Source organism: Longimonas haloalkaliphila, from assembly GCF_055379825.1.
Window position 1 is genome coordinate 1,648,184 of record NZ_AP043948.1, and the last position, 13,566, is coordinate 1,661,749.

Genomic DNA, 13,566 nt, shown 5'->3' on the forward strand with positions numbered 1-13,566 from the left:
AGGCAGACGGGCTTTGGGGGAACCGTAAATCCAACTGGTCTCGTTTGTAACGGCAAGGCCTCGTATCGGTGTCTTGCCAGTGTTCGTTTCTCAATCACCCACCTTGCGCCCAACGTGTCATCATCCACCCGCCCGGGCCTTAAACGCATTGTATTCGAACTGCTTCATCCAGCGGATGGAGACGCTGCGCTACCTACTCTCCCCGAGCGTACGCAAGAGCGTCTGTCGGCCTGGAGTGCCCGTATCGATCTCTTCATCATGAGCCTTATCGTCCTCAGCGTAGCTGGGGTCATCCTGGAGTCGGTTGACAGCATGCGATCGGCATATGGCACCGCGCTTCATGCTTTCGAGTTTGTCGCTGTCGTTGTGTTTACTGTCGAGTACGTGGGGCGTATATGGACATGCACGTTGGCGGAGCCTTACGATAAGAGCCTGTCTGGGCGTCTGAAGTGGAGCATGACGCCCCTTGCCATCATCGATCTGTTGGCCATTCTCCCGTTCTACCTGCCCTTCCTTGGGGTAGATGCTCGTTTCCTCCGTCTCTTCCGGCTGATGCGCATTCTGCGTCTGGCTAAGCTCAAGCGCTATATCTATACACTCCGCCTCTTCGGTCGCGTATGGGCGAGCAAGCGGCACGAGATTGTGATGACGACCGCGCTCATGCTCATGCTGCTCCTGATTTCGGCATCGCTTATGTACTACGCCGAGCGCAGCTACCAGCCCGATACATTTGGCAGCATCCCGCAGGCCATGTGGTGGGCTATTGCCACGCTAACAACCGTTGGGTATGGTGACGTAACCCCCATAAGCGGACTGGGCCGCACGCTGGCGGCCGTTGTGGCTATGCTTGGCATCGGACTGTTCGCGCTCCCTACCAGTATTCTCGGGTCGGGCTTCGTCAACGAGATTGAGAAAGATCGTCAGGCCAGTCTGCGAGGCAAAGAAGACGCGCAAGAAGATGAGCCGACAAAAGTTGGAGCATGCACCTGCCCGCACTGCGGGGAAACGCTTTCGGTTACGCTCCAGGGAGCCGGGGCGCGGGCCTCGTCGGATGGGGAGACACAGGCGTAGAAGATCCCAGTTGCTCGTTGCACATACGCTTCCTGCTGCTGGCGTAAAGCTATGTGTATAAGCTATGTAAGCGTGCCGATCCAGCGCAGCAGCGGCTTGAGGCCGTCGCCCTTCTCGGCTGAGGTAAGCATGAGCGGAACGTGTAGTCCTACCTCTTCAAGCTGCTCTTTGACCTCGCCCTCGCGGGCCCGTCGCTCATTGCCCGAGAGCTTATCCGCTTTCGTGAGCACGACCAGCAGCGGCGCGGCGCCACCGCGTATCATATCGATAAGTTCGCGGTCGAGATCAGTCAGCGGATGGCGGCTATCCATGAGATGAACGATAGCCTTCAGGGGCTCGCGCTCACTTACGTAGCGTGCGATAAACTCGGCCCAGCGCACGCGCTTCTTTTGGGGTACTTTGGCGTAACCATAGCCGGGCATGTCGATCCAGTACTGCCGGTTATTGATCCGAAAGATGTTGTACTCCTGGGTCTTGCCCGGACGCTTACTGGTACGGGCCAGGTTTTTCCGGTGTGTAAGCGCATTGAGCATGGTGCTCTTGCCCACATTGGAGCGCCCCAGAAAGACAACTTCGGGGCGTCCGTCGGAAGGCAGTCCCTCCCAGCGAACAGCGCCCTTAATGAATTCAGCAGACTTGACTTTCATGGATGCGTAGGTCGAGTTGATAAAGGGGGGCGGAAAGCAAAACCCCGTGCTGCCATTAGAGACGGCACGGGGCGCGTTGCAACAGGAGATCGTGCAACAGATCGGTAGCGGCAGAGCATGTTATCCGAGATGCTCATGTACGGCTTCGCCGATGAGCGCGGGATTCTTCACTACGATAGCTCCGGCTTTTTCGAGGGCGGCAAACTTCGCCTCTGCTGTGCCCGATCCCCCCGAGACGATGGCTCCGGCATGGCCCATGCGGCGGCCAGGAGGCGCTGTACGTCCGGCAATGAAGCTAAAGACCGGCTTGCTCATACTCGATTCGATGTAGGCAGCGGCTTCCTCTTCCGCACTTCCCCCGATTTCCCCAATCAGGACAACTGCTTCCGTATCGGGATCGGCCTCAAACAGCTCCAGGGCATCCACGAAGCGCGTTCCGATGACGGGGTCGCCGCCAATACCAACGGCTGTGCTCTGGCCGTATCCGGCCCGTGTCAGCTGGTCGACTGCTTCGTAGGTGAGCGTGCCCGAGCGCGAAATAACACCGATCGAGCCGGGCTCGAAGATCATGGCCGGCATAATCCCGATCTTGGCTTCTCCCGGTGTGATTACCCCCGGGCAGTTGGGACCGATCAGGTGCGCACCGTGCTTCTGCACATAATGATAGGTGGCCTTCATGTCCTTGACCGGAATGCCTTCGGTGATGCAGATAATCACCTCAATTCCGGCTTCGACGGACTCCTGAATGGCGTCGGCCGCGAAGGGGGGCGGCACGAAGATAACGGAGGTGTTGGCACCTTCTTGTTCAACCGCTTCCGCAACGGTGTTGAAGACAGGGCGATCGAGATGCGTCTGGCCGCCCTTTCCGGGGGTAACGCCGGCAACCAGATTGGTGCCGTAGTCGATCATCTGTTCGGAATGGAACGTGCCTTCCTGGCCCGTAAAGCCCTGCACGACCAGGCGGGTATCGGAGTCAACGAGAATGCTCATGCGATCAGTGAAGCGTCGATGGTCAGTAACGGCGGAGACGCGCTGCGATGGAGTTTCGCAGCACATCATGAAGGGGTACACATAGGGTACAAGGCACGCCGCGTAACCGCAACGGAAGACTCTTACGCGGGCACGTTTTTCATCAAGGCATCGCCCACGTGTAAGAGACCTGCTTCGTCGAAGGGGGCGGCCAGGAGCTGCGCGCCAACAGGGAGGTGAGGGGCATCCGGATGCGTTCCGATCGGTAACGACAGTCCGGGGATGCCCGCCAGACTGGCCGGTACGGTGTACACGTCGCTCAGGTACATCTGGAGCGGGTCTTCCGTTTTCTCGCCTCGCTTAAAGGCAGGCGTTGGGGTGGCGGGCGTCAGTAGTACGTCGACCTCCTCAAAGGCCTGTAAGAAGTCGTTACGGATGAGCGTGCGCACGCGCTGCGCCTTCTCGTAGTACTTGTCGTAGTAGCCTGCCGAGAGCGCATAGGTGCCAAGCATGATGCGACGTTTTACCTCATCGCCAAACCCTTCGCTTCGGGATTGCACATAGAGGGCGCGTAGCAGATCGCTTTGGGTGTCGAGCCGGGCTTTCAACTGGTCGACGCGCCCCGCATCTCCATTCGACCGAGCCGTTGCTATCTGCTCTTCCAGCTGCTTTTGCTCCTCTTTGATTGCGTCGCGCATGGATGGCGCATCGGTCCGGTGACCGTAGCGCACGCCGTCGTAGCGAGCGAGGTTGCTGGATGCCTCCGCAGTAGCCAGTACGTAGTAGGTGGCGATGCCGTACTCGGTGTGGGGAAGCGATACGGAGCGCACCTCGGCTCCCTGCTCGCGCAGACGCTCAACCTGCGCTTCGATCATGCGACGGATGTCTGCGTCCAGTCCCTCAGCAAAGTACTCCTCAGGGAGTCCGATACGGACGCCTTCAACAGAGCGGCCGAGTGCTTCGGTATAGTCAGGCACCTCGACATCGGCGCTGGTCGAGTCGCGGGCGTCGGACCCGGCCAGGGCGTTGAAGAGAAGCGCAACATCTTCGACCGAGCGCCCCATCGGTCCGATCGTATCAAGAGAAGAAGCATACGACACGAGTCCGTAGCGGCTTACGCGTCCATAGGTCGGCTTGAGCCCGACGACGCCGCAGAGCGCTGCGGGCTGCCGCACAGAGCCGCCGGTGTCGGTTCCCAGGGCGGCATGGCACATATTGTCGGCAACCGCGGCAGCGGAGCCTCCTGAGGAGCCGCCCGGTACGTAGTCGGCATGATCGGGGTGTTGCACCGGTCCAAAGTGCGAGGTCTCGTTTGAGGAGCCCATGCCAAACTCATCGCAGTTTGTTTTGCCGATGAAGATCGCCCCGGCCTCGCGAAGCTGCTCGATGACGTGCGCGTCATAGAGCGAAGTGAAGTCCGCAAGCATCTGCGACCCGCACGTAAGGCGCTGGTTCTTGATGGCAATCATGTCTTTGACGCCGACGATCATGCCGGCGAGCGGACGGCGGTTGCCGCGTTCCAGCTGGCTGTCGAGGTAGCGCGCGTGGTTGAGCGCGCCGTCGCGATCGACAGTCAGAAAGGCATTGACTGCGTCGTTGCGATCATCAATACGCTCTAAATACGAAGAGACCAGTGCTTCGCAGCTGGTCTCGCCGTTGGATAGGGCTGTACGTGCCTCCGTAAAGGTGGGGTAGCTCATGTAATGCAGCAGTCAGACAGGTCAGAGTGAAGATGCGTACGCACAGAACATGCGCGTCCTGCGGAGTCCTAATAGGTCTGCGCGTCGATACGTTTTATGCGTGTTGCACAGGTCGTGCAAAAGGGACCCGGGAAGGGGGCGCTACGGTAGGGCACGGCGCTACGCATCCCCCTGAATGCCTTTGGCGAGACAGATGTCTTCGTTGAGTCAGGAGGATGGCGCGTGCCAGGTTGAGCAGAAGAGATTACGAAGCAGACTCGGACGACTTCTGCTCCGCAGCAGGGTCAGTGCCCTGGTTCTTGGTAGATTCCGCCGGGGCTTGCTCACGGGGCTGTGGTTGGCCCTGGCTGGGGCGGCGCGGGGCATCGATACGGTCGCGCCGTTCCTCCATGTCAAGCTCGCGGCTAAACTCGCTGGTAGCATCTTTGAACTCGCGGATGCCACGGCCAAGGCCACGCGCAATCTCCGGAATACGCTTCGCTCCGAAGATGAGCAAGACGACGAGGAATATAAGAATGATTTCGAAGGGGCCGAACGATCCCATAACTAAAGCAAAGGGTTGAAGGCAGGCAGATATATGCGCCGTAGGGCGTGCTAAATGGCTTTTGCATTACGTGCATGCAAATGGCCAACTACGCATTTCGCTAAACAGAGGCCTTGTTTTTCAGTTCCCCCAGCGGCGGCCTCCTATCTGCTCTTCGCAGCTGTTTGGCGCACTGGAAGCAACGAGATAGCAAAGAGAGCAAAGCGAACAGAGCCGGACGCGGAAGCGAGGGCCAGCCGACGGCTTTCCACATTTTAAATGGCAGCGCAGACGTTAAGGTACTGTGCATCGATCTGTAAAAGAGGCATAGGAAAGGTATCAGGTACGCATAGGTTTAGCGAAACAGATCTTCGAAGGCATGTGTTGATGCGGCAACGGTTTCCCGGCGACCGCTGCAACAATGCGTTGCGCAAAGACCTCAGCTATCTTTCATCTGTTGGCTTAACACTGTATGTCTGCTCCTACCCCATCGAACAATACACCGACACTCTCTCGCGACGATATCGCCGCGTGGCCTAAAGCCGAACTTCACTGTCACCTTGATGGCTCGCTGCGCCTGGAGACGATGCTCGATCTGGCAAAGTCACAGGGAAAGATGGGTGTGTTGCCATCTGACTCGGTGGAAGGGCTGCGCGAAATTCTGCGCTCGATTGACGATTCGGAGACGCTGGAGGCCTTTCTTGCCTGGTTCCGCTATACAATTCCGCTGATGCAGACCAAAGAAGCGCTGCACCGGGTTGCTTATGAACTGGCCGAAGATAATGCTCAGGAGAACGTGCGCTACCTGGAGGTGCGCTACGGGCCGATCTTGCATACCGAAGAGGGGCTTCGTCTTGAGGAGGTGAACGAGGCGGTGCTGGCGGGACTCAAGGAGGCCGAGCGCGATTACAATATCCAGACATCGCTGATTATTTGCGGACTGCGTGATCGCTACGAGAGCGCCTCGATGCGCCAGGCAGAACTGGCAGTAGCCCATCGCCACAAGGGCGTGACCGCGTTCGACCTGGCCGGGGGAGAGGCTGGCAACCCGCCAAAGGGACATGTGCACGCCTTCTACCATGCTCGCAATAACATGGTGAACCTGACTATTCATGCCGGCGAGTCGTGGGGGCCCGACTCAATCCACCAGGCGCTCTTTTACTGCGGGGCACATCGCATTGGGCATGGCATCACGCTGCGTCAGGATCCGGAGCTTATGCAGTACGTGATTGATCATCGCATCCCGCTTGAGATCTGCCCGACCAGTAACGTACAAACGCATGTGGTACCGGGCTATGAGGCGCATCCTATTGCCTTCTACGCAGAAAACGATGTGGCCGTTACGGTGAACACCGACAACAGATTGTTCAGCCGCACGAGTATGACCGAGGAGCTGTGGCGCGTACACGACCGCTGCGGCGTGCCAGCCGACCAGCTGCGTGAGATTACACTCAATGGCTTCCGCTATGCCTTCCTGCCTTACAAGGAACGGCAAGCACTGCTGGAGTCGGTGCTCGACGGGTTTCCCATGCCGCCTACGGAAGAAACTCCCGTTTGGTAGCATCCCGCGGGCCGTGTCCGCGATGGCCTGCGACAACATGCGACAACGTGCAAAGGGGGCATACGCGCTCCTGAAAGTATCGCCCAACATTTCTCTGTGACTACCCTGTGATTATGTCTACCCAAACCGTTTCGCGCGCCCGGCCCCTGAAGGGCAACGCCAGCGTGCCAGCAGATAAATCGGTGAGCCACCGCGCCGCTCTCCTGGCTGCACTCTCCGACGGACGAACAACGCTGCATGGTTTTCCTCGGGCGGCCGACCCGCAGTCTACCCTGTCGTGCCTGCGCCAGCTCGGCGTACCCATTGATGTCGAAGGCGATACCGTGCACATCGACGGGGTCGGACTCCACGGACTGCAGGCGCCGAGCGAGCCGGTCGACTGTGGCAATTCGGGCACAACCATGCGGCTACTGGCTGGCATTCTGGCCGGGCAGCCCTTCGACAGTACGCTTACCGGCGACGAATCGCTGCGCGCGCGCCCCATGGAGCGGATTTCAACTCCGCTCCGGCAGATGGATGCAGCGATCCGTCTTACCAACGGGACGGCCCCCATCCACATCAACGGACGGGCTGAATCGCTACACGCGATTACGTACCGGCTGCCGATGGCATCGGCACAGGTGAAGTCGTGTGTGCTGCTGGCTGGTCTCTACTCAGAAGGCACGACCACCGTCGTTGAGCCGGTTCAATGCCGCGACCATACCGAACGCATGCTCGACCTGCCGATCGAGGTCGACGACAGCGACGTACGGCACATCCACGTTACATCTGAAGACGGCCCCGTTGCCACCACATGGGATCCCCTGCCAGGCGACTTTTCGTCGGCTGCATTCCTGCTCGTTGCCGCCACGCTCGTGCCAGATAGCGAGGTCACCATTCCCGATGTGGGGCTGAACCCGACTCGAACCGGGCTGCTCGATGTGCTACAGGCGATGGGGGCCGATCTTACAGTGACGGGCCGCACGGAGACCAATGGCGAGCCGATGGGTACAATCACCGCGCGCCACGCAGCGCTTGAAGGCATCACGGTAGAAGGCGCAGCCATCCCCAACCTGATCGACGAGATTCCTGTGCTTGCCGTTGCCGCTGCTTGCGCAGAAGGAACGACGGTCATTCGCGATGCGGCCGAGCTCCGTGTGAAAGAGACGGACCGCCTCGAAGCCATCGCGGAGGTTCTCACGCGAATGGGCGCATCTGTGAGCGAGCAGGAAGACGGGCTCACCATTGTTGGAGAGGCGAACGCACTTGCTGGCGCTACGGTGCGCAGCTTTCACGATCATCGCATCGCGATGGCTGCCGGCGTGGCAGGATGTGTGGCAGCGGGCGAAACGATGATTCAGAACGCTGAGAGCGCCCGGGTCTCATTCCCCGCGTTCTGGGAGGTCCTCTACCGACTCCAGGGGTAGCGGCGTGCCCGGAGGCAGAAGTTCGTCAAGAGGAACCCACCGGTGGTCGCCGAGGGCCACGACATCGTCTTCCACGAAGCGTATCCCTTCGCTACGCAGGCGCTCCTCCATCACGGTCGGCGTCTCAAAGAACCGTTTGCCCGTGAGTGCGCCGTTGCGGTTCACGACACGGTGGCACGGCACCGCGGTGCCTGCAGCGGCGTTGAGTGCCCACCCGACGGTGCGGGCAGCGCTGCGGCGGCCCAGATATTCCGCAATGTCTCCGTAGGTGGCCACGCATCCTGCAGGAATGCGCTCTACAACCGCCCACACGCGCCGGTAAAAGCTGTGATCTGCCATGCTTCGGGTAGGGTGATCCAAAAGTAGAGTGGTAACGGGTTGATGATATGCCGCCTATGTCGTTTCTTTAAACAGCACTTGACACTCTGTCGTACGCGGCCTGCTCATTCTGGTGAAGCATATGTGGCGCTTGTCTATACTACGCGTATGCGGCGGCATCGTCATACCCGTCGTCACGCTCGCTGCCGCGGGTCTCTTTCTGGCAGGTTGTGCCGGACTGGGGCGGTCGGGCGACCTAAGCACGCTTGACATTGCCACGCGTTTCTTGCCGATGCCTGCTACGGTGCCCCATGTCGATTCGTTGCAAAACGTGCAACTGCAGGAAGATGATGGCCGCCTGGTGCTTGAATCGGAGTTGTCGTTCGGCCATCTGTGGCAGCGCTGGTCATCGGGCTACCGGGTCGAGCGCGGGGCCGACCTGTTTGAGGCCGGGCGGATGCGCAGCTTTGCAACCCTGTGGAGCCGCGAACTCCGATTGAAGCAGTTCGACCAGCGCACGTCTGTAGGAGCGTACGCGCGCGAGGAGGCCGAGCGCAAAATTGCATCTCGCGTTGACGCTCCCAACGCTGAAGCAATTGTGATTGATGTGCACGTCTATATCGATCGCGGCAACCGGTCGTCGTATGGCGCTACGAGCCTCCGCAGCACAGGCTGGACGATCTTCCTGCGTACCGACGACGGCGGCGAGTATCAACCAGAAAGTATCAATGCGACCTGGGCACAACCCATAAACTGGTCAAGCAATGAGCGAGCGCATTATCGCCAGAATACACTTCGTTTCGAGCGTGTCAACGACGACGGCGAAGACATCCTCCAAGATACGAATACGCTGGAGTTGCACATCCGTGATTCCGTAGCCTCCACCGATAAACTCTTTGGGTGGCGATTTGATGGCGTACCCGAATAACGCGTCAAGGTAGAAGTACAGAAACCTACATGTAGCTATGTAGCAACTATGTAGCAACGCGTCCCGCAAGCTAAGCAAAAGCCGAGAACAAAGAGATCGTGCTACATAGAGGCACTACTCCCCCCTCCTCACACAAATCGAAAAGCCAGATGCCGCGGTAGCGCACAAAAGTGCGACACTGAAGCATCTGACTCATCGTGGCTTTGATTCCCTTGAGAGGTGACTCCGACCAGGAGGTTAAGCGGAGCCAAAGTAAAAAATCAAAGCAGGCTCTAAGAGCCTGTTTTGATTTCTTAATTTGGGCTCCGAGCGGCGGCGCTGGACTGCAAATTGCCCCCAATGTCGGCCCGTAGCCCCGGCTACGAACCTCCATCGTGGTCCAATTTTCGCCTCAGCGGCGCTCGCTCTCGCCTACAAACCAAAACCCAAACAGGCTCTAAGTTGAGAGGTCAAACAGGCCTTAAAACTCCACGCCTGGAATGAGCACATTAACGCGCCCGGCATCAAAGATACCGCTTACTGAAATCGCTTCTTCGGCAACCTCGTTCTGGCTGAACGATACAGCTGTAGCCTCAATCTCAAACGAGCCGGTAACCTGGTCGTTAGTCGACCTTGAGATAGCCAGCTCGCCACTGTTAGATACCACAACGCGCGAAGGGAATCCGGCATCACCAGAAAGGTCCCAATAAACAAACCCGAACTGGTCTCGGATCAGGGTGTCGTCTTCTTGATCAAAATCAAGGTCGGCAAACGTGTAAGTGCCCGGCGACGGGCGGGAGCCTTCACGGGCGATAAATGCTGCACTGCCTGAGCGCAGGTCCTGCTCGCCCGTCACGTTATCCGACTCGGTGAGATAGACCACGAATCCCTCTTCGCCGGTATCTGGGTTTTCGCCAGTGGCAAAGAAGGCATTGAGTGTGACGCTGCCGTCGCCGCCGATAGAGACGCGTGCGGTTTCAGGAGCAAGGGCGTCGGGGTCATCAACGCTGTTGCTATCGGTTGAGTCGCACGCAGCAAGTCCAACCAGCAAAGCAACGCCTACAAACGCAGTGGTCAGGGTACGTATCCAGCGTGATGCAGAGAACGAAAAGTCAAAAGTAAGCATGGGTCTGGGGAACGTTATTCAGAGAGAGCTACACGTTGAATCGGGCCGTCGTAATATGTCGCTCGGCCGTCTACTACTCTGTAGCGCGATGGCACTCTGGATGCGGACACCACGGAGCACTGCTCTATAATCAGAAGCACCCACACTAATTTTTAGCGCCTCATATCGACGTTTTTAGGCTCTCAAAGCTGTGCCGTATCCCCGTAAAGGACTGAAAAAAAGAGCAACTGCTCTGCTCAACCTTACCTACAGGTTCCTTTCGGAAGAAGGGTAGCGATTCAATGTTAAATGATTGTCTGTGGTTTACATCATCGTACGCTAAATCACCACGCCCCTGTTTGCCGACATCTCCCCCTTGGCGAAGGGAGAGAAGCCCATAGGGAGAGGGGGGCGAAAAAGAAAAAGCTGCGGTATCCAATCGCTTTATCATTTAGCGTCTATCCACTTTCGGAGAAGAGATGTGACCCGTTCGCCATGGGGTGCGGCTGCGTCGTCCCATAAAGCACATGCAGAAATACGAAATGGGAGAGCGTGTATGTGCAGCTCTCCAGTCAAGCCGATTGGTCTTATGTGGATGCGAACGCTCATCTTTTCTACGGCTATGCTCCTGCTAATCGCATGGATGGCAGGTCTCGCGAGTGCCCAGGCGCTTTCGGATCCGCTTGATGCCCGTAACCCACCCCGTGCCTGGATCGGGGTAAGCGGTGGAGTGGGAAGTGGGGCAGGCAGCGCAGCCAACGGAAGCGTAGGTGCACATCTGAACATAGGATGGCCTGCCAGCACGACGATCGGACAGGTCGCCGTGCACACAAACTGGAGTACGCAGTCGCGCACCAAGCAAGAAGACCTGCCCTACGCGGTAACAGCAGGCATCGGTGGGGGGCGCGTGTGGGCCAGGCGCGACATCGCCGTAGCAGGCACCGCCGGGCCGGGCGTAAGCTGGGAGCACACGACTGCAGGAGCGATCCGCCGCACCGCAGGCCTGCTCGCTGGCGGACAGTTCTTCGTGAGCCCTGCCCCAGGGTTTGGTTTTGGGATTGATGTGTTTGCGTTTATACATCCCAATCAGAACCAGATAGGCGTGCGTCTGGCCCTTCAGGTTGGCAGCGCCTGGGCGCCGTAGCGGTTAGGGCGCAGGTCTTATCTGGAAACGCATGCGCTGCGCATTCCGCTGGCTGCTACGAAGATGCGGTTTCCTTGCGCGCACGAGCACGGCGCACGGCATAGATGGCCAGCGCGACAAGCCCGGCCAGAGCAAGTAGGGGGGCAACAAGCGCAAGCACCGTTACCAGCAGGGCCCCTCCGGTTTCGCCGGTTGATACAAGCGGATTGCCGAGTCCGCCCGTGGCAGCTGTACTGCTACCACGGAGCATAACCGTGCTGCCCTGTACGAGTCCGGCTGATCCGCCGCCGGCCACCAGTGCAAGGGCCCACTGCAAGAAGGGCGATGCCTCTCCGAGTGTGGAGGCGGTGAGCAAGGTGCCTGCCACGACCGCAAGGGGAGATGCAATCGCATCCAGCAGGTTGTCGAGCCAGGGGATGTAGTAGGCGCCTACCTCAACGATCGCTGCCGTTGCCAGCGCCGCCGTAGCAACAGGCGACCCCAGCCAGGCAAGCTCCTCAGCAAGTGAGAGATGCCCCGAAAGAGCAGCTATGTTAACGCCAAGCGGCGGAATGAAGACTCGGAGTCCGGCGGCCGCGCTAAGCCCGACACCTAAAGCAACAGCGAGCACAGTGTCGAGTGGGGTCATAACAAGATGTGGAGGCGTTCACATGCAAGAGCAGGTTCCACCTATCAGAAAAGCATGCGAGCTCGCGAAGGTCCGAGGCATCCACGCGAAGCAGTGCGGCAGCGATCGGCGTACAGAGAGGGTGGCCGCCCTTGTGTCGTATTTGCGCTGTTTGTAATGAGGCTGAGTCCTCGTATATTTAAAACGTTCCCCCAGTCAAATATAAGGAAAAGCCATGTGGTACCGTACAACGATTTTTGCATTCGTGTTCTTGTTCATTGGTGGACTCTGTGCCGAAGCGGTACAGGCGCAGATCTGGGACCGCGTTCGCGACCGGGCTGAACGCGAGGTTGAGCGCCGCGCCGAAGACGTTACGTCGCGTGCCGTCAACGCGGTGCTCGATGAGATGGAAGATGCGGTGGTCTGCGTCGTGTCTGACCCCGAGTGCATCTCAAGCGCTGAAGAAGACGGCAAGCCGGTTGTAATAACCGACGAAGAGGGCGAGCTGGTTGAGGTGCGCGACGGCGACGAAGAGGGCGAGGCCGCCGAGGCTGTCGAAGCAGCCGGTGTTGACGCCGAAGTGGCTGATAACACCCCGCGACCTGGCGAAGGCGCCTGGGCGAACTACGACTTCGTGCCGGGTGATCAGGTCCTGTTTGATTATGCGTTTGAAAACGAGACCATCGGGCGCTTCCCGCAGCGGCTTGAGTTTCAGGAAGGCATGCTTGAGATCCTCGAATGGGAGGGCCAGCGGCTTCTTGCCGGGTCGTCTTCTAATAGTCGCTTCCGGGTGGAGCTCGACGAGGTGCTGCCTCAGCGCTTCACCATTGAGTTTGACGCTCATATCTCTGCTGGAAACGCACCGCGCGGGCTGAATGTGTATCTCTCCGAAGAGGGCAGCGACCATTCGTACTTTGGTCTCCGCTCGCAGAACTCGGGTGTGATGGGCCCGACATCCAGCACGCGAGGCGTTAACACCTACCGCGACGAGCTCGTGCCCATTCGCATCGCCGTAGATGGCACGTACGGCACCATGTATGTCGGAGAAGAGCGCGTAGCTAACATTCCAAATATGGAGGTCGAACGCAACAACTTCGTGGACTTCGACCTGCAGGGACAAGATAGCGGTCCAACCTACATCACCAATATCCGAATTGCAGGCGGCGGCCTACAACTCTACGACCGTCTCATGGCCGACGGACGGGTATCCACGCAGGGCGTGTACTTCGATACGGGTAGCGATGCCATCCGCCCGGAGTCCACGGGTACCCTCACCGAAATCGGACGCATGCTGGGGCAGCACGACGATCTACGGCTCCGCATTGAAGGGCATACCGACAACGTGGGCGACGCACAGGCCAACAAGACGCTTAGCGCCCAGCGCGCCCAGTCGGTGATGCAGTACCTGGTCGATCGGCACGGCATCTCAGCCGACCGGCTTGAAGCCGTGGGTATGGGCGAAGAAGAACCGGTGGCCGATAACAACACTGCCGAAGGCCGCCAGAACAACCGCCGCGTGGAGCTGGTGCGGCTGTAGGCTGCCGCGCAGTACATCCAACGTAGTATCGAAAAACACCACAGAACGAGGGCGTCTCCCGCGAGGCGTCC

The 13,566-nt window shown here is 59.0% G+C and carries 13 protein-coding genes; 6 read left to right on the forward strand and 7 right to left on the reverse strand.

Going from position 1 to position 13,566, the window contains the following annotated elements:
- Positions 1-114: 114 nt before the first annotated feature.
- Complete coding sequence (locus ACZ48V_RS06525; RefSeq protein WP_464542742.1) at positions 115-1,071, forward strand: ion transporter; 957 nt, start codon at positions 115-117, stop codon at positions 1,069-1,071.
- Between the two features lie 62 nt (positions 1,072-1,133).
- Here ACZ48V_RS06525 and yihA read toward each other — a convergent pair whose 3' ends face one another.
- The 4 genes from yihA to ACZ48V_RS06545 all read right to left on the reverse strand — a co-directional run bounded on the left by yihA (position 1,134) and on the right by ACZ48V_RS06545 (position 4,931).
- Positions 1,134-1,718, reverse strand: coding sequence for a ribosome biogenesis GTP-binding protein YihA/YsxC (gene yihA / locus ACZ48V_RS06530; RefSeq protein WP_464542744.1), 585 nt, complete (start codon positions 1,716-1,718; stop codon positions 1,134-1,136).
- A 120-nt stretch (positions 1,719-1,838) separates the two neighbouring features.
- On the reverse strand, positions 1,839-2,708 hold the full coding sequence (sucD, locus tag ACZ48V_RS06535; protein WP_464542746.1) for a succinate--CoA ligase subunit alpha: 870 nt from the start codon (positions 2,706-2,708) through the stop codon (positions 1,839-1,841).
- Positions 2,709-2,830: 122 nt separating this feature from the next.
- On the reverse strand, positions 2,831-4,387 hold the full coding sequence (locus ACZ48V_RS06540; RefSeq protein WP_464542748.1) for an amidase family protein: 1,557 nt from the start codon (positions 4,385-4,387) through the stop codon (positions 2,831-2,833).
- A gap of 244 nt (positions 4,388-4,631) precedes the next feature.
- On the reverse strand, positions 4,632-4,931 hold the full coding sequence (locus ACZ48V_RS06545; RefSeq protein WP_464542749.1) for a Sec-independent protein translocase subunit TatA/TatB: 300 nt from the start codon (positions 4,929-4,931) through the stop codon (positions 4,632-4,634).
- Positions 4,932-5,382: 451 nt separating this feature from the next.
- On the opposite strand from ACZ48V_RS06545, the gene add reads away from it, so the two are divergent.
- Together add and aroA are read left to right on the forward strand one after the other, a co-directional pair.
- Positions 5,383-6,471 carry an adenosine deaminase gene (add, locus tag ACZ48V_RS06550; RefSeq protein WP_464542751.1) on the forward strand — a complete coding sequence of 363 codons (1,089 nt, stop codon included), beginning with the start codon at positions 5,383-5,385 and terminating at the stop codon, positions 6,469-6,471.
- Between the two features lie 113 nt (positions 6,472-6,584).
- Positions 6,585-7,877 (forward strand): 3-phosphoshikimate 1-carboxyvinyltransferase, encoded by a 1,293-nt coding sequence (aroA, locus tag ACZ48V_RS06555; protein ID WP_464542753.1) that lies wholly within the window; start codon positions 6,585-6,587, stop codon positions 7,875-7,877.
- On the opposite strand, the gene ACZ48V_RS06560 is transcribed toward aroA, so the two are convergent.
- Positions 7,833-8,216, reverse strand: coding sequence for an MGMT family protein (locus ACZ48V_RS06560; RefSeq protein WP_464542755.1), 384 nt, complete (start codon positions 8,214-8,216; stop codon positions 7,833-7,835). The two genes, aroA and ACZ48V_RS06560, sit on opposite strands and share 45 nt — an antisense overlap.
- A gap of 121 nt (positions 8,217-8,337) precedes the next feature.
- Here ACZ48V_RS06560 and ACZ48V_RS06565 point away from each other — a divergent pair, with 121 nt between their 5' ends.
- Positions 8,338-9,123 carry a hypothetical protein gene (locus ACZ48V_RS06565; RefSeq protein ID WP_464542757.1) on the forward strand — a complete coding sequence of 262 codons (786 nt, stop codon included), beginning with the start codon at positions 8,338-8,340 and terminating at the stop codon, positions 9,121-9,123.
- 460 nt (positions 9,124-9,583) lie between these two features.
- On the opposite strand, the gene ACZ48V_RS06570 is transcribed toward ACZ48V_RS06565, so the two are convergent.
- The gene (locus ACZ48V_RS06570) at positions 9,584-10,228 is read right to left on the reverse strand and encodes a hypothetical protein (protein WP_464542759.1); all 645 of its coding nucleotides are present in this window, start codon (positions 10,226-10,228) and stop codon (positions 9,584-9,586) included.
- A 574-nt stretch (positions 10,229-10,802) separates the two neighbouring features.
- Between ACZ48V_RS06570 and ACZ48V_RS06575 the strand changes: the two genes are divergently transcribed.
- A complete protein-coding gene (locus tag ACZ48V_RS06575) occupies positions 10,803-11,351 on the forward strand; it encodes a hypothetical protein (protein WP_464542761.1) in 549 nt (182 codons plus the stop codon).
- A 55-nt stretch (positions 11,352-11,406) separates the two neighbouring features.
- Here the strand turns inward: ACZ48V_RS06575 and ACZ48V_RS06580 are convergent, their stop codons facing one another.
- Positions 11,407-11,979, reverse strand: a complete 573-nt coding sequence (locus ACZ48V_RS06580) for a DUF4126 domain-containing protein (protein WP_464542763.1) — start codon at positions 11,977-11,979, stop codon at positions 11,407-11,409.
- A gap of 214 nt (positions 11,980-12,193) precedes the next feature.
- Between ACZ48V_RS06580 and ACZ48V_RS06585 the strand changes: the two genes are divergently transcribed.
- A complete protein-coding gene (locus ACZ48V_RS06585; protein WP_464542765.1) occupies positions 12,194-13,495 on the forward strand; it encodes an OmpA family protein in 1,302 nt (433 codons plus the stop codon).
- Positions 13,496-13,566 lie beyond the last annotated feature (71 nt).